This is a genomic window from Acidocella sp., from assembly GCF_052326845.1.
In the GTDB taxonomy this organism is placed as follows: Bacteria; Pseudomonadota; Alphaproteobacteria; order Acetobacterales; family Acetobacteraceae; genus Acidocella.
Genome location: NZ_JBKQJR010000017.1, coordinates 1 through 14,022 on the forward strand (window position 1 = coordinate 1; position 14,022 = coordinate 14,022).

Sequence of the window (14,022 nt, forward strand, 5' to 3'; positions counted from 1 at the left end):
CCCCCGCGTCGCTTTGGGGCTGGACTGCGCCATCGCCACGCGCCTCGCCAGCACCCCGGCGCTGGAGGTGGAAGACGCATTGCGCGCCGCCTACGCCAATGCCCGCGCGCAGGACACCACCGCGCGGAGTACGACCATCGGCCCGCAACGCACAGATTTCCTGATCAGCGACGCCGCCACTGCCCGCCCCGCAGCATTCTCTTCCACTGGGCAGCAGAAGGCCATGCTCATCGGCATCGTCCTCGGCCACGCCGCGCTCATCGCCACCGCGCGCGGCACCCCGCCGCTGCTGCTGCTCGACGAGCCGCTGGTGCATCTGGACTCCACCCGCCGCGAGGCCCTGTTCGCCGCGCTGAATGCCGCGCCGCTTTCCGCCTGGCTCACCGGTACGGACCGCGAAACCTTCGCCGGGCTGGATGCCGCCTGTTACGCCATCCGCGATGGCTCTATAGAACCGGCATGAGACTTCTTTTCCTGGGCGATCTGCTCGGCCGTTCCGGCCGCGAAGCGGCGCTGAAACACATCCCCGAGCTGCGCGCCTCGCTCAAGCTCGATTTCGTCGCGGTGAACGCGGAAAACGCCAGCCACGGCTTTGGCCTGGGGCCGGACATGGCGCAGGCGCTGTTCGCCGCCGGGGCGGACGCCATCACGCTCGGCAACCACGCCTGGGACCGCCGCGAGATCATCCCCTATATCGCGCAGGAAAAACGCCTGCTGCGGCCTATCAACTTTCCGCCCGGCACGCCCGGGCAGGGCTCCGCGCTCATCCCGCTGGCCGATGGCCGCAAGGTGCTGGTGGCCCAGGCCATGGGGCGGCTGTTCATGGACGCGATGGACTGCCCCTTCCGCACCACCGACGAATTGCTCTCCCGCCACAAGCTCGGCGTCACCACGCATGCCATCCTGCTGGACATCCATGCCGAAGCCAGCTCCGAGAAGATGGCTTTCGCCCATGCCTTCGACGGCCGGGTGTCCTCGGTCACCGGCACGCATACGCATATCCCCACGGCGGACCACCAGATCCTCCCCGGCGGCACGGCCTATGCCACCGATCTCGGCATGTGCGGCGATTATGACTCCGTGATCGGCATGCAGAAGGAGGGTGCCATTGGCCGCATCATCCGCAAGATGCCCGGCGATAGGCTTACCCCTGCTGAAGGCCCGGCCACGCTCTGCGGCGCCTTCATCGAAACCAACGACGCCACCGGCCTTGCCATCCGCATCGAACCGGTGCGCCTCGGCGGACGCCTCGCCCAGGCAATGCCCAAGATTTGACGGAGCAAAAGTTTTTTGGGTGCAGCCTTTTTTACAAAAAAGGCTGCTTTTTCTTTGCGCCCTTTTTATAAAAAGGGCGCCACCAAAAACTTTTTATAACTTAACTTTCGAGGGTACGGCGCAGCAGGTCCACGTCCTCGGCGAAGGCGGCGTCCTGGGCGATGAGTTCGGTCACGCGGTTCACGGCGTGCATCACCGTGGTGTGGTCGCGGTCGCCGAAATGGCGGCCAATATCGGGCAGGCTCTTCGAGGTGAGTTGCTTGGCCAGATACATGGCAATCTGCCTAGGGCGGGCGATGTTGCGCGCACGCCGGGCGGAGGACATTTCCGCCACGCGGATATTGTAATGCTCCGACACGCGCTTCTGGATCTCCTGGATGGAGATCTTCCGGTCATGGGCCTTCAGCACGTCGTGCAGCACTTCGTGCGCGGTTTCCATGGTCAACGGCCGGTTGAACAGGTTGGCGTGCGCCACCAGGCGGTTGAGCGCGCCCTCCAACTCGCGGTTATTGGAGGTGATTTTGCGCGCGAGGAATTCCAGCACCTTGGCCGGCACCTCCACGCCCGCGCGCTGCGCCTTCGCCTCCAGAATGGAGTAGCGAAGTTCGAAGGTGGTTGCGTGAAGATCCGCGACCATTCCGCAACCCAAACGGGTACGCAAGCGGTCCTCAAGGCCCGAAAGATCGGAGGGCGACTTGTCAGCCGAAATAACGATCTGTTTGCCCGCATCCACAAGCGCGTTGAACGTGTGGAAGAACTCTTCCTGCGTGTTGTCCTTGCCGATGAGGAATTGCAGATCGTCGATCATCAGCACGTCGACCGAGCGCAGCTCGTTCTTGAACTCGAGCGTGGACTGCGAGCGCAGCGCGTTGATGAAGCGGTACATGAACTTTTCCGCCGACATATAGGCGACGGACGCGGGGGCCCGGCCATTGCCGCGGTTGGACAGTTCCCACGCAATGGAGTGCATCAGGTGCGTCTTGCCCAGGCCGACGCCGCCGTACAGGAACAGCGGGTTGAAGCCCGGCGTGGCCGGCGCCTCCGCCACGCGGCGGGCGCAGGCATAGGCGAACTCGTTCGGTTTGCCGACGACGAAGGTTTCAAACGTGAAGCGCTGGTCCAGCGGTGCGGCGGAATCCGGGCGCGGCGCCGCGGGCGCGGCAGCGGCGGGCGGCTGCGCCTGCACCGGCGCGGGCGCCTCGGCCAAGCTCGGGGCGGTGCCGCGCACCTGCGTGCCGGTGCGGATCTCCACGTTGCGGATGGCGGGGTTCTCCGCCTGCCAGAACGCGGTGATCAGCTCGCCATACTCCTTGTTCACCCAGTCGCGCAGGAAGCGGGTGGGCAGGATCACCGTCACCTCGTCGCCAGCCACGCCGGCAAGCGCCACCTGCTTCAGCCAGGTGCGGTACTCCACCTCGCCGACTTCAGCCTGCAACCGCGCCCGAACCCGGGTCCACTGCTCATTCAAACCAGCTTCGTCGTGCCGCGCCGGAGATATTCTCGACAAAGCGTCACCGTCACGCATCGAACTGATCTCCAGGCTCATACCCACATTCCGCTCCAGCCTCGATTCCAGCTCACAACCCCTCTCGTTCCGGAAAGGTTCCAGCCTACAAGCCGATCCTCCCAGAATTGAGACAGTTATGGATGGTAGTTTAAGAACCTAAGTTTAGGTCTAAATCACAAAATGGCGCAAGGGTTCAATTCTTTCGCCGTTGCGAGCAAGCCTCTGACCTTACATTTTAATACTGCAAAATCAGACACTTGTAGAGAGTAAAGTTTCTCGAGTCGCAGGTTACATTTCCAAAGCGAAACATATGCGCCCACGACAACAAGAACAACGCCGCCACCTCATCATTTCATTGAGATGACAGCGCTGTTAATTTGTGTCGTTTTTTAAACGGGGCGTTCAACGCCCCGGACGCAGCCTTGTTAGGCGGCGACAGCCTTCACACTGGCGGAGAGGCGGGAAATCTTGCGCGACACGGCGTTGGCCTTCAGCACGCCCTTTCCGGCAGCGCGCTGCAGCTCGGGCTGCGCGGAGCGGAAAGCGGCGAGCGCCAGCTCCTTGTTCCCGGCGGCCACAGCTTCCTCGACCTTGCGAATGGCGGTGTGGACGCGCGACTTGCGTGCCTTGTTGCGCGCCGTGCGCTTCAGGGTCTGACGAATGCGTTTCTCAGCAGATGCGATATTGGCCATGGTGTCCAAAACAAAGAGTGTTCAACAGAGCGCGCGGTCTAGCCCCGCCAGAGCCGCGCGTCAAGCCGCGACGGGAAAAACCCCCCGTTATTCGCGGATAACCCAGGATTTCCGCATAGGCGAAAGCACCTCCCAGGTGCCGGTGAACCCGGGCTCGATGACGAATCTATCCCCCGGCCCCGCCTCGATGCGCTCGCCGCCATCGCCCTCGATGACGCAGGCGCCCGAGATCACCTCCATATACTCCCATTCAGCATAGGAGATGCGCCATTTGCCCGGGGTGGCCTCCCACTCCCCGGCATAGAGGCGATCTGGCAGGTTCTCGTAGAGGACCCAGGTCCGCGTCCGGGGCGTGCCGCAGAGCACCTTCTCCGCCGGCATATCCTCCCACGGCGCCCCGCCAGCCGGGGGCAGGCGCTTCAGCCCGCTCATTGCGGCGCTCCCAGGGCGGCCGGACCGGCGCCGGGCAGATAAGTGGGCATAGCGCCCGTGGCCGGAGCGGCGGAAGGCACAGGCGCCGGTGCTGTGCCGCCGGGCGCTGTCAGCGGCGTCGACTGGATGACGCCGCCCGCCGCCCCCGCCGCGGCACCTGCCCCCATGGCCGCGCCGCCAGGGCCAGTGGATACCACCCAGCTCGGGATATTATGCATGATCTGGTACGGCAGCTGCACGTTCATCTGGTCCATCAGGCGCTTGGTCATCTGGTACAGCGCCGTCTGCAAATCGGCCGGATTGTCCGAGTCCGGCGCGGTCTGGCTGGCCGACACATTCGCCTCCGCGAACCCGGTCGAGTGCCCGTCCGCACTGGTCAGGTTCACATCCACCGTCATCGCGCCGTTCAGATTGCCATTGGCCTCGGTGATCGAGGCCACCTGGATCGTCACCGTGCCGTTGCCCGGCTCCCCGGAGGGCTGCAGGCGGTGCTGCAGCATGCCCATCAGCGTCGAAGCGGGGGGTGCTGGGTCCTTGCCCTCCAGCGTCGCCTCGTCGGGGCCCGGCACGTAATTGTCCACCACGTTCAGGTTTGCCACCTTCAGCACGATCGGCCGCAGATAAGAGTAATCCAGCGGCGCGAAGCTTGGCGCCGGGGAGGAACTGCAGGCGGCAAGGGCACAGAGGGGCAGAGCGGCGAGAAGTCTTTTCATTTACGTCAGGCTCCAGGGCGTCCGGTTACCGAATCCCGCGCGAAGCGGAAATCGAAGTTGCAGAATTCACAGGTCATCACGATTTCGCCGTCAACCGCCATGTGGTCGAGGTCGTCCGTGGGGAAGCCTTCGAGGATGCCGCCCAGGCGCTGGCGCGAACAGCGGCAGCCGAAGCTCAGGGGCCGGGGCTTGCCCACGGCCACGCCCTCACCATGGAACAGCCGGTACAGCAGCCGCTCGGGCGGCAGGGCGTCGTCCAGCAACTCCTCCGAAGTCAGCGTATCAGCGAGGATGCAGGCGGTGCGCCAGGCTTCGCCCTGGTCCTCCTCGCTCATGTCCTCGCCAATGCCCCCTGCCCCGGCGATGCGCTCCAGCACCAGGGCCGAGGCCCGCCAGCCGGAGGGCGTCTCCCCCGCGGCCAGAAACACCCGGGCGGGCAGCTGCTCGGAATGCTGGAAGTAATATTCCGCCATCTTGGCCAGGCTCCCGCCCTCCAGCGCCACGATGCCCTGCTGCGGATCGCGGTCCATCCCCTGGTCCACGGTGAAGGCGAGATAGCCCTGCCCGAGCAGCGTCCCGGCTTCGGTATCCTCGGGGATCTCGGCCTCATGGTCCACGCGCACATAGCCGCGCAGCGCCCCCGCCTCGGTGCAATCTGCCACCAGCATGGAGACCGGGCCGTCCCCGCGCGCCTGCACGGAGAAGGACCCCTTGAATTTCAGCGCGCTGGACAGCGCCGCCGCCAGCGCCAGGGCCTGGCCGAGCAGCGCCTTCACCGGCGTCTTGTGCTCATGGCGGGAGAGCAGCGTGGCCGCCAGCGGGCCCAGCCGCACCACCCGGCCGCGCACCGGCTTGTTGGGCAGGTAAAAGGGAAGCACCCCGCGGGGTACTGACAAATCCGGCACGTCGGGCCGGGAGGAATCAAGGAAAGCAGGAAGGTCTGTCATCACGTTATCAGTTAATCACGTTTTCGCGCCGTTGCCATAATGCCGATGCCGGGTTAGCGGTTTGCCATGACTGCAGAACTGACGGCTGATCTTGGCGCCTATGTAAGAAAATTCCACCGCGCGAGCGTGCTCGTGGTGGGTGACGCGATGCTGGACCGCTACGTTTACGGCACGGTCTCCCGCGTCAGCCCGGAAGCGCCTGTGCCGATCCTTACCGTCACGCGCGAGGTGGCGATGCCCGGCGGCGCCGGCAACGTAGTGCGCAACCTGGTGGCGCTGGACGCGGCGGCCGCTTTCGTCTCCGTGGTGGGGGATGACCAGGCCGGGTCCGAACTCACCACCCTGGTCGGCGGGCAGGAGCGCGTGGAGCCCTGGCTGCTGGTGCATGGCGGGCGCACGACCACGCTGAAGACCCGCTACATCGCGCAAGGCCAGCACCTGATCCGCGCCGACCGCGAGGAAACCATCGCCTTGCCGGAGAAGCTGGCCGAGCGCCTCGTGCGCATCGCGCTGGACGCCATGGCCGCCACCTCCGTCACCGTGCTCTCCGACTACCGCAAGGGCGTGCTGAGCGAGGGCGTGGCCCAGCAGCTCATCGAGGGCGCAAAGAAGCTTGGCCGCAAGATCATCGTGGACCCCAAGGGGCGGGACTACGCCCGTTATCGCGGCGCCGATGTCGTCACCCCCAACCGCCGGGAGTTGCACGAGGCAACCGGCCTGCCGGTGGAGACCGAGGCGGAGATCGTCCATGCGGCGCAGACCCTGGTGCACCAGTTCAATTTCGGGGCCGTGCTCGTCACCCGCGCCGAGGACGGGATGAGCCTGATCACCGCTGATGAGGTCCGCCATTACCCCGGCGAAGCCAAGGAGGTGTACGATGTCTCCGGCGCCGGGGACACCGTGGTGGCGACGCTGGCCACCGCGCTGGCCGCCGAGGTGCCGCTGGCCGACGCCGCGCGCCTCGCCAACATCGCGGGCGGCATCGTCGTCGGCAAGGTCGGCACCGCCGTGGCCCGCCCCGCCGATATCCTCACCGCCATCGCACCTGCCACGGGCGCGCTGCGTAAGGTCGTCACCCCCTCCGCCGCGGCCGAGGCCGCCGAGCGCTGGCGCCTGCGCGGCTACAAGGTTGGCTTCACCAATGGCTGCTTCGACCTGCTGCACCCCGGCCACGTGCATCTGCTGGAGCAGTGCCGGGCCATGTGCGACCGGCTGATCGTCGGCATCAATTCCGACGCCTCCGTGCAGCGCCTGAAAGGCCCCACCCGCCCGGCCCAGGGCGAGGCCGCCCGCGCCGCCGTGCTGGCCTCGCTGGCCAGCGTCGATCTCGTCTGCCTGTTCGAGGAGGACACGCCGATCGAGCTGATCAAGCGGATCAAGCCGGATGTGCTGATCAAGGGCGCGGACTACACCCGCGAGACCGTGGTCGGCGCGGACCTCGTGGAAAGCTGGGGCGGCAGTGTCGCGCTCGCGCAACTCCTGCCCGGCCATTCCACCACGGCCACGCTGGCGCGGCTGCGGGGCTGAATGCCGTCATCGCGAGCGCTGCAACGCGATCCATCTTTTCCCGCTACGGCATGGAAGATGAATTGCCACGCCGGCTGCGCCAGCTCGCAATGACGCCGAACGTCCGCCCATGACCCACTTCCCCGAAATCGATCCCTGGCCCCGCCCCCTGCCCGCGCGGCAGAATTTTACCGGCACGCATGTGGTGCTGGAACCGCTGCACCGCCGCCATGGCGCGGAGCTTTTCGAGTCCATGCGCGGGGCGGAGCAAAGCTTCACCTACCTGGCTTACGGCCCCTTCCGGGATCGCGCGGCGCTGGACGGCTTCCTCGCCCCCGCCTCCACCGATCCTCTCATGGCCTACTGGGCCATCCGTCCCACGGCGACCGGCCGGGCCTCGGGCTGGCTTTCGCTCATGAACATCGAGCCTAACAACGCCGCCATCGAGCTTGGCTCCATCTGGTTCTCGCCTCGCCTGCAGCGCACCCGCGCCGCCACCGAGGCGATGTTCCTCCTCCTGCGCCACGCCGCCGAGGATCTCGGCTACCGCCGTTTGGTATGGAAATGCAATAACCGCAACGAGGCTTCCAAGCGCGCCGCTCTGCGCCTGGGCTTCACGCCCGAGGGCGTGCTCCGCGCGCATATGGTGGTGAAGAGCCAGCGGCGGGACACCGCAATATTTTCGATCATCGAGGATGAATGGCCATCCCGGCGCGATGCCATCCTCGGCTGGCTGTCCCCTGAGAATTTCGACACAGGTGGCACATCCATCCGCCCGCTCGCGTCATTCCGCGGTTAAGCGCGCCACCTCTTTCTTCAGCCGTGGCAGAACCTCCTCACCAAACCAGGGGTTCTTCTTCTCCCAGAAATTGGTACGCCAGGAGGGATGCGGCAACGCCATGTACTTGCCCTTGGTCCCGGCGCGGACATGCTCGGTCATGCTGCCTTTACCAAGGTAGCGCTTCTGCGCGTAGCTGCCCACGAGCAGAAACAGCTCCAGCCTTGGCATCAGCGCCAGGAACTTATCGTGCCAGAGCGGCGCGCATTCCGGGCGCGGCGGGGCATCCCCACCCTTGGGCAGCCGCCCGGGGTAGCAGAACCCCATGGGCATGATGGCCACCCGCGCGGCATCGTAGAAAACGTTCCGCCCGATCCCCATCCAGTCCCGCAGCCGCTCGCCCGAGGCATCGTTGAACGGCACCCCCGTTTCATGCACCTTGGTGCCCGGCGCCTGGCCGATAATGATCAGCCGCGTGGTTTTCGAGATCTGGAATATCGGCCTCGGCCCCAGCGGCAGATAGGGCTCGCAGACAGTGCAAGCCCGCGCCGCCGCCGTAACCTCGTCGAACGTGCTCAACGGCTCTCGCGCCAGATGCGGCGCTTGGAGATCAGGGCAACGATGCTGAGGAAGACGAAGAAGATCAGCGCGCGCAGGCCGATCTGGTGCCTGGTGGAGAGGTTCGGGTCCGCCGCCCAGGTGAGGAACTCGGCCACGTCAGCGGCCTCCTGCTGCTGTGTGGCGGCGGTGCCATCCGCGTAGGTCACCGCATTGTCGCGCAGCACCGGCGGCATGGCGATCTGCCCGCCGGGAAAGGCGGTGTTGTAGAAATGCCCGGGCAGCATGGTCACGCCGTCCGGCGCCGTGGCGTAGCCGGTGAGCAATTCATACACATAGCGTGTGCCGTGCTTGCGCTGCGCCACGATGCTGGACAGGTCCGGCGGCAGCGCGCCACCGAAAGCCGAGGCTGGCATGGCTGGGTCCTTGAACGGGGAATCCAGCGTCGCCGTGCTGCCATCGGCCAGCTTCACCCCTGCGGCTATGCCCGCCGCCTGGTCCGGCGTTAGGCCCAGGGCCTCAAGATCGCGGTAATGCAGGGCATTGGCAGAGTGGCAGGCGGCGCAGACGGTCTGGTACACCAGAAAGCCGCGCTGGGCCGCCGCCTTGTCGATGCTGCCGAAAGCCCCCTGGCTCTGGAAATGCAGCGGGGAGAGCGTGTCCTCGGCCTGGGCGGCGCCAGCGGTGGCAAGGCCGATGACCAAAAGCGGGGCGAAAAACCGGCGCATTATTTGGCCTCCATCGCGGTCACCACCGGGGTGAGCACCAGAAAGTGAAAGAAATACCAGAGCGTGAACAGCACCGTGAGCAGCGGCGAGCAGGAAAGGCCGAGCCCCAGCACATCCAGCGCCAGCACCCAGGTGAGGAAGCCGTAAAGCCCGCCCTTGGCGCCGCTGGGGCCGGAGCGGTCCAGCCATGGCAGCGCCGCCAGCACGGCCAGCGCCCCCACCACGCCGAGAATGCCGCCCCAGATGCCGGGCAGCGCGCCCGCCACCCCGGCCAGCGGCAGCAGATACCAGGGCAGTGCCGCCCCCACCAGCAAGGTGAGCGGGTCGGCCGGCAGGGCATTCACCCTGGGCTGCCCGAAATGCGGCGCGAAGAACGCCAGCACCGTGAAGATGAGAGCGAACACCGCCAGCGCCACCAGGTATTGCGATAGGTAATACGGGAAGAAGGCCACGCCCTTGCCCGGCTCGGCCTTGGGCGTAACCGCCCCGCGCGCCGAGAACAGCACACCCACCACCACCAGCGCGGCCAGTGCCAGCAGCGCATGGAACACCTCCAGCCGCGCCAGCGCGTTGCCGCCCGCCGTGCCGCCGAAGAACCAGTTGCCGATCGCCCCCGGCGCGCCGGAGAGCGCCAGCGCCCCGTTTGAGGCCTTGAACAGCGACCAATAAGCGGCCGCCCCGCCAGTGAGCACGAAGCCAAGCCAGCCAACCAGCAGCAGCACCGCCAGCAGCTTCACCCCCAGCGCCCACACCAGCTCGCCCGGCGCGCGGTAGCCGCGTGTGAGCATGGCGCGGAACAGATACAGGTACACCAGCCCGAACAGCATTGTGGTGCCGGTGGCGTGGTAGGCATGCACCAGCCAGCCATTATGCACGTCGCGGCCGATAAACTGCACCGAGGCGAAGGCGTGCCACGGGTCGTAATACACCGCCAGCACCACGCCGGAGAAGGTGAGGAAGGCGAGCATGATGGCGATCAGCCCCGGCAGCGTGTCGAGATACTTGCTCCCGGGCCTGAAAACCGGCGCGAACAGGCAGGCGCATAAACCGCCGAGCCAGGGCATGCGCTCACCGGCCCAGGAGTGTTTCAATTCCATGGTCATGATGCGTTGTCCTCAGCCGAACTGGAGTTGCACGGCGTTGATGAATTTGAAGCGGGGAATGGCGAGGTTCTTTTTCGCCGGGCCGGAGCGCACGCGTCCCAGCGGGTCGTACTGGCTGCCGTCGCAGGGGCAGAGCCAGCCGTCATAGTCGCCGCGCGGGTCGGCGGGATCGTTGCCCTCCAGCGCGCAGGGCGTGCCGGTGTTCAGGCCCACCACCACGACATAGTTCTGATACCCGGCCGGCACGCGCTCGGTAAATTCGGCCGGATCGGGCAGCGCGCTGGTCATCACGGCCTGGGCATCGGCGATCTGCTTGGCGGTGAGCTTGCGGATATAGATCGGCAGCCCGGCCCACTGCACCGTCTTCGCGGTGTTTTCGGCGATATCGGCGACATCGACGATCATGCGGGCGCTGGCCTCGCTCTGCGCGTCCGGGTTCAGCGCATCGAACAGCGGCCAGACGATCGCCCCGGCCGCCACGGCGCTGGCCGCGCCTGTGAGAATTGTGAGAAAGCCGCGCCGGGACTCAGTCCCATGACCCAAAGCCTCTGTAGCTGTAGTTTCAGCCATTTTTATCTCCCGGAGCGAAATGAACTCCTGCTCACAGGCATGACGGCAACGCCGGAAAATTTCAAGAGTAGAAGCCAAGAGGGGAACATCTTAAGAGACTCGCATGAGCATTCCCCCACCGCATGAGGCGCTGAAACCCCGCGCCGCCGCCTGGTTCGCGCAGCTGCGCGACCGTATCTGCGCCGAATTCGAAGCCATCGAGGATCTGGCCGGGCCGAACCCTGGGCGCTTCACCCGCACCGCCTGGAACCGCCCGGGCGGCGGCGGCGGGGTGATGAGCGTGATCCGCGGCCAGGTGTTCGAGAAGGCCGGGGTGAACGTCTCGGTCGTGGAGGGCGAGTTCTCGGAGGATTTCGCCCGGCGCATCCCCGGCACCGAGGCCGGAGCGAAATTCTGGGCGGCGGGGATCTCGCTCGTCGCGCACCCACGCAGCCCGAAGCTGCCGGCCGTGCACATGAACACGCGCATGATCGTGACGGCCAAGGGCTGGTTTGGCGGCGGCGGCGACCTCACGCCGCTGCAGCCCGGCACGGCGGACGCGGCGGAGGACGCGGCGGAATTCCACGCCACGTACAAGGCCGCCTGTGATCGCCACGGCGCCGATTACTACGAAAAATACAAGAAATGGTGCGACGAATATTTCTACCTGCCGCACCGCAAGGAGCCGCGCGGCGCAGGCGGAATATTCTACGACTACCTGGATTCGGGCGACGCGGAGGCGGATTTCGCCTTCACCTGCGATGCTGGCGAGGCGTTCCTCGCCGCCTATCCGCCCATTGCCCGGCGCCGCTTCGGCCAGCCCTACACGGCGGAGGAGCGCGAGGCGCAACTCATCCGCCGCGGCCGCTACGTGGAGTTCAACCTGCTCTACGACCGCGGCACGATGTTCGGGTTGAAAACCGGCGGCAACACAGAGGCGATCCTCATGTCCATGCCGCCGGAAGTGAAGTGGCCGTAGCCTTTACGGCGTGATGACGACGGATGGCGGCGTAATGGCGATGACGGGCGGCGCCACGTAAATCCCCGGCGGCGGAGCATAAACCACCGGCGGCGCCGCGTAATACACGGGCGGCGGGCCGTAATAGCCATAGCCGGGCCCCCAGCCAGCATACCAGTGCCAATGCCGGCCACCATCAAACCAGCCATGGTCGTGCCAGTCATGGTACGCATCGCGGCCATCCCAATGGCCATGGTCACCGTCGCCACCACCGCCGCCGTGCCAGTCGCCGCCGCCACCACCGCCGTGCCAGTCGCCGCCGCCGCCACCGCCGCCGTCATGACCGTTCCAGCCATCGGCAAAGGCCGGCGCGGCGGTAAAGCCCAGCACAGCAGCAAGCGCCGCGGCGCCAAACAGAGATTTACGCGTCATGGGGTGGAACCCTTCCAGTTCGATGCTTCAGGGGTACTCATTGCCCGAGGCGAGATCAGGACGGAAGCAGGGCTAAATCGTGGCAGGCGAAAATTTAGATTAAATTTATTAAAATCATACGGATATGTAAAAAACCTGTTGCGAAACAGTTCACGTTCAGCCAAGACTCATCGGCATCCAACTTCCCATTGCGGCCAAGGGTTTATCGTGCAGCGCCTCATCAAATACCGTCTCCGCGCCATCATCACCCCCGCTGTCTTCCTGGGCATCACCTATTATTTCGGGTGGAACGCGGTGCATGGCAAAAGCGGGCTGGAGGCGCAGCAGGTGCAGAAGGCCGAACTGGCCCAGGCCACGGCGCAGTATCAGGCGGTGCATGCCGAGCGTCAGGCCTGGCAGACGAAGATCACCGATCTGTCCGGCCAGTCGATCCACCCGGACATGCTGGACGAACAGGCGCGCGAGGTGCTGAATCTCGCCGATCCTGGCGATATCGTCATTGATCTCATATCCGGCCGCACCGCCGAATAATCAGTTTATTTTCGCAGAACAACGGAATGATGCGTGCGAGGCGAGAGCTTCGTACGCAATTTTGTTACGTGACGATTTTTCACCCGTACGTCAGAAGATCAAATTAACCATATTCCGGTTAATTTGAATTTTTGCAGTGCAGCATGGATGGTTTTCAAATCCGCTCTTTGCGCGGCATAAAAATCTTGGCATAGCGGCCATAGAGAAACTGCGCCGAAGGGAGCCCCCAAGATATGGCCGCAAGCCCCGAAAAAAGCCGGAAACCCCGCAAGAACGCCGAGTCGATGGACCGCGACGAACTGCTGAAAGCCTATGGTTCCATGCTGCTGATCCGCCGCTTCGAGGAGAAGGCCGGGCAGCTTTACGGCATGGGGCTGATCGCCGGGTTCTGCCATCTTTATATCGGCCAGGAGGCCGTGGTGGTGGGCCTGCAGCATTGTATCGGCGAGGGGGATGAGGTCATCACCTCCTACCGCGACCATGGCCACATGCTGGCCTGCGACATGGACCCTAAAGGCGTGATGGCCGAGCTCACCGGCCGCAGCGGCGGCTATTCCAAGGGCAAGGGCGGCTCCATGCACATGTTCAGCAAGGAGAAAGGCTTCTTCGGCGGGCATGGCATCGTCGGCGCGCAGGTGTCGCTCGGCACCGGGCTCGGCTTCTCCAACTGGTACCGCGAGAACGACCGCGTCTCCCTCACCTATTTCGGCGAGGGTGCTGCCAACCAGGGCCAGGTTTATGAGAGCTTCAACCTCGCCAACCTGCTGAAACTGCCGGTGGTGTTCGTTATCGAGAACAACCGCTACGCCATGGGCACCTCGGTGGAGCGTGCCTCCGCCTCGCGCGATCTCTCGCTGAACGGCGTGCCCTGGGGCATGCCGAGCCTCGCCGTGGACGGCATGGACGTGCTGGCCGTGAAGGAAGCAGGGCTGGAAGCCGTGGCGCATTGCCGCGCCGGCAAGGGGCCGTTCCTGCTGGAGATGAAGACCTACCGCTATCGCGGGCACTCGATGTCCGACCCGGCGAAGTACCGGACCCGCGAGGAGGTGCAGCGCATGCGCGCCGAGCACGACTGCCTGGACAGCGCCAAGGCCAAGCTGCTGGCGCTGGGCCTGGGCGAGGCCGAACTGAAGGCGATTGATGACGCGGTGAAGGCCCGGGTGCAGGAGGCGGCGGATTTCGCTCAAGCCTCGCCGGAACCGGACCCGGCGGAACTTTATACTGACGTGCTGGTGGAGGGCTGAGAGCCGTGGTTGATATTCTGATGCCGGCACTTTCGCCGACCATGACCGAGGGCAAGCTCGCCAAATGGC

At 65.4% G+C, this 14,022-nt stretch carries 16 protein-coding genes and 1 pseudogene; 7 read left to right on the forward strand and 10 right to left on the reverse strand.

Features of this window, described 5'->3' with window-relative positions; genetic code table 11:
- Both ACLPJJ_RS01060 and ACLPJJ_RS01065 read left to right on the forward strand, forming a co-directional pair.
- Positions 1-463, forward strand: a pseudogene (locus tag ACLPJJ_RS01060) (DNA replication/repair protein RecF); the annotation flags it as partial.
- Positions 460-1,275 carry a TIGR00282 family metallophosphoesterase gene (locus tag ACLPJJ_RS01065; protein WP_443588860.1) on the forward strand — a complete coding sequence of 272 codons (816 nt, stop codon included), beginning with the start codon at positions 460-462 and terminating at the stop codon, positions 1,273-1,275. The pseudogene ACLPJJ_RS01060 and the gene ACLPJJ_RS01065, both read left to right, overlap by 4 nt.
- A 100-nt stretch (positions 1,276-1,375) precedes the next feature.
- On the opposite strand, the gene dnaA is transcribed toward ACLPJJ_RS01065, so the two are convergent.
- From dnaA to hslO, 5 genes are all read right to left on the reverse strand, one after another.
- Entirely contained in the window at positions 1,376-2,815 is a 1,440-nt protein-coding gene (dnaA, locus tag ACLPJJ_RS01070; RefSeq protein WP_443588885.1) for a chromosomal replication initiator protein DnaA, read from the reverse strand.
- Between the two features lie 392 nt (positions 2,816-3,207).
- A complete protein-coding gene (rpsT, locus tag ACLPJJ_RS01075) occupies positions 3,208-3,474 on the reverse strand; it encodes a 30S ribosomal protein S20 (protein ID WP_443588862.1) in 267 nt (88 codons plus the stop codon).
- Between the two features lie 87 nt (positions 3,475-3,561).
- On the reverse strand, positions 3,562-3,906 hold the full coding sequence (locus tag ACLPJJ_RS01080) for a cupin domain-containing protein (RefSeq protein ID WP_443588864.1): 345 nt from the start codon (positions 3,904-3,906) through the stop codon (positions 3,562-3,564).
- Positions 3,903-4,619, reverse strand: coding sequence for a hypothetical protein (locus tag ACLPJJ_RS01085; protein ID WP_443588866.1), 717 nt, complete (start codon positions 4,617-4,619; stop codon positions 3,903-3,905). The genes ACLPJJ_RS01080 and ACLPJJ_RS01085 overlap by 4 nt, the downstream gene beginning before the upstream one ends.
- Positions 4,620-4,624: 5 nt before the next feature.
- Positions 4,625-5,566 (reverse strand): Hsp33 family molecular chaperone HslO, encoded by a 942-nt coding sequence (gene hslO / locus ACLPJJ_RS01090; protein ID WP_443588868.1) that lies wholly within the window; start codon positions 5,564-5,566, stop codon positions 4,625-4,627.
- A 66-nt stretch (positions 5,567-5,632) separates the two neighbouring features.
- Here hslO and rfaE1 point away from each other — a divergent pair, with 66 nt between their 5' ends.
- Positions 5,633-7,093 (forward strand): D-glycero-beta-D-manno-heptose-7-phosphate kinase, encoded by a 1,461-nt coding sequence (gene rfaE1, locus ACLPJJ_RS01095; RefSeq protein ID WP_443588869.1) that lies wholly within the window; start codon positions 5,633-5,635, stop codon positions 7,091-7,093.
- 109 nt (positions 7,094-7,202) lie between these two features.
- On the forward strand, positions 7,203-7,871 hold the full coding sequence (locus ACLPJJ_RS01100) for a GNAT family N-acetyltransferase (RefSeq protein WP_443588871.1): 669 nt from the start codon (positions 7,203-7,205) through the stop codon (positions 7,869-7,871).
- Here ACLPJJ_RS01100 and ACLPJJ_RS01105 read toward each other — a convergent pair.
- Genes ACLPJJ_RS01105 through petA form a run of 4 tightly spaced genes read right to left on the reverse strand, consistent with a single transcriptional unit; the run spans position 7,857 to position 10,809 of the window.
- Positions 7,857-8,429, reverse strand: a complete 573-nt coding sequence (locus tag ACLPJJ_RS01105) for a uracil-DNA glycosylase family protein (RefSeq protein WP_443588873.1) — start codon at positions 8,427-8,429, stop codon at positions 7,857-7,859. The two genes, ACLPJJ_RS01100 and ACLPJJ_RS01105, sit on opposite strands and share 15 nt — an antisense overlap.
- The gene (locus tag ACLPJJ_RS01110) at positions 8,426-9,136 is read right to left on the reverse strand and encodes a cytochrome c1 (RefSeq protein ID WP_443588874.1); all 711 of its coding nucleotides are present in this window, start codon (positions 9,134-9,136) and stop codon (positions 8,426-8,428) included. Before ACLPJJ_RS01110 ends, ACLPJJ_RS01105 begins: the two co-directional genes overlap by 4 nt.
- Positions 9,136-10,239, reverse strand: coding sequence for a cytochrome b N-terminal domain-containing protein (locus ACLPJJ_RS01115; protein WP_443588876.1), 1,104 nt, complete (start codon positions 10,237-10,239; stop codon positions 9,136-9,138). Before ACLPJJ_RS01115 ends, ACLPJJ_RS01110 begins: the two co-directional genes overlap by 1 nt.
- A 12-nt stretch (positions 10,240-10,251) precedes the next feature.
- A complete protein-coding gene (gene petA, locus ACLPJJ_RS01120) occupies positions 10,252-10,809 on the reverse strand; it encodes a ubiquinol-cytochrome c reductase iron-sulfur subunit (RefSeq protein ID WP_443588877.1) in 558 nt (185 codons plus the stop codon).
- 103 nt (positions 10,810-10,912) lie between these two features.
- On the opposite strand from petA, the gene hemF reads away from it, so the two are divergent.
- Positions 10,913-11,767 carry an oxygen-dependent coproporphyrinogen oxidase gene (gene hemF, locus ACLPJJ_RS01125; protein ID WP_443588879.1) on the forward strand — a complete coding sequence of 285 codons (855 nt, stop codon included), beginning with the start codon at positions 10,913-10,915 and terminating at the stop codon, positions 11,765-11,767.
- Positions 11,768-11,770: 3 nt separating this feature from the next.
- On the opposite strand, the gene ACLPJJ_RS01130 is transcribed toward hemF, so the two are convergent.
- Positions 11,771-12,178, reverse strand: a complete 408-nt coding sequence (locus ACLPJJ_RS01130; RefSeq protein ID WP_443588881.1) for a hypothetical protein — start codon at positions 12,176-12,178, stop codon at positions 11,771-11,773.
- Positions 12,179-12,385: 207 nt separating this feature from the next.
- On the opposite strand from ACLPJJ_RS01130, the gene ACLPJJ_RS01135 reads away from it, so the two are divergent.
- A complete protein-coding gene (locus ACLPJJ_RS01135; protein ID WP_443588883.1) occupies positions 12,386-12,709 on the forward strand; it encodes an FtsB family cell division protein in 324 nt (107 codons plus the stop codon).
- Positions 12,710-12,993: 284 nt separating this feature from the next.
- Positions 12,994-13,953 (forward strand): pyruvate dehydrogenase (acetyl-transferring) E1 component subunit alpha, encoded by a 960-nt coding sequence (gene pdhA, locus ACLPJJ_RS01140; RefSeq protein ID WP_443588887.1) that lies wholly within the window; start codon positions 12,994-12,996, stop codon positions 13,951-13,953.
- Positions 13,954-14,022 lie beyond the last annotated feature (69 nt).

What these genes read in the sequence shown, in the direction of transcription:
- hslO (WP_443588868.1), bottom strand. Translation starts at nt 5,566, where the DNA reads ATGACAGACCTTCCTGCTTTCCTTGATTCCTCCCGGCCCGACGTGCCG.
- ACLPJJ_RS01100 (WP_443588871.1), top strand. Translation starts at nt 7,203, where the DNA reads ATGACCCACTTCCCCGAAATCGATCCCTGGCCCCGCCCCCTGCCCGCG.
- ACLPJJ_RS01065 (WP_443588860.1), top strand. Translation starts at nt 460, where the DNA reads ATGAGACTTCTTTTCCTGGGCGATCTGCTCGGCCGTTCCGGCCGCGAA.
- ACLPJJ_RS01110 (WP_443588874.1), bottom strand. Translation starts at nt 9,136, where the DNA reads ATGCGCCGGTTTTTCGCCCCGCTTTTGGTCATCGGCCTTGCCACCGCT.
- ACLPJJ_RS01130 (WP_443588881.1), bottom strand. Translation starts at nt 12,178, where the DNA reads ATGACGCGTAAATCTCTGTTTGGCGCCGCGGCGCTTGCTGCTGTGCTG.
- petA (WP_443588877.1), bottom strand. Translation starts at nt 10,809, where the DNA reads ATGGCTGAAACTACAGCTACAGAGGCTTTGGGTCATGGGACTGAGTCC.
- ACLPJJ_RS01080 (WP_443588864.1), bottom strand. Translation starts at nt 3,906, where the DNA reads ATGAGCGGGCTGAAGCGCCTGCCCCCGGCTGGCGGGGCGCCGTGGGAG.
- ACLPJJ_RS01085 (WP_443588866.1), bottom strand. Translation starts at nt 4,619, where the DNA reads ATGAAAAGACTTCTCGCCGCTCTGCCCCTCTGTGCCCTTGCCGCCTGC.
- pdhA (WP_443588887.1), top strand. Translation starts at nt 12,994, where the DNA reads ATGGACCGCGACGAACTGCTGAAAGCCTATGGTTCCATGCTGCTGATC.
- ACLPJJ_RS01115 (WP_443588876.1), bottom strand. Translation starts at nt 10,239, where the DNA reads ATGACCATGGAATTGAAACACTCCTGGGCCGGTGAGCGCATGCCCTGG.
- rfaE1 (WP_443588869.1), top strand. Translation starts at nt 5,633, where the DNA reads ATGACTGCAGAACTGACGGCTGATCTTGGCGCCTATGTAAGAAAATTC.
- rpsT (WP_443588862.1), bottom strand. Translation starts at nt 3,474, where the DNA reads ATGGCCAATATCGCATCTGCTGAGAAACGCATTCGTCAGACCCTGAAG.
- hemF (WP_443588879.1), top strand. Translation starts at nt 10,913, where the DNA reads ATGAGCATTCCCCCACCGCATGAGGCGCTGAAACCCCGCGCCGCCGCC.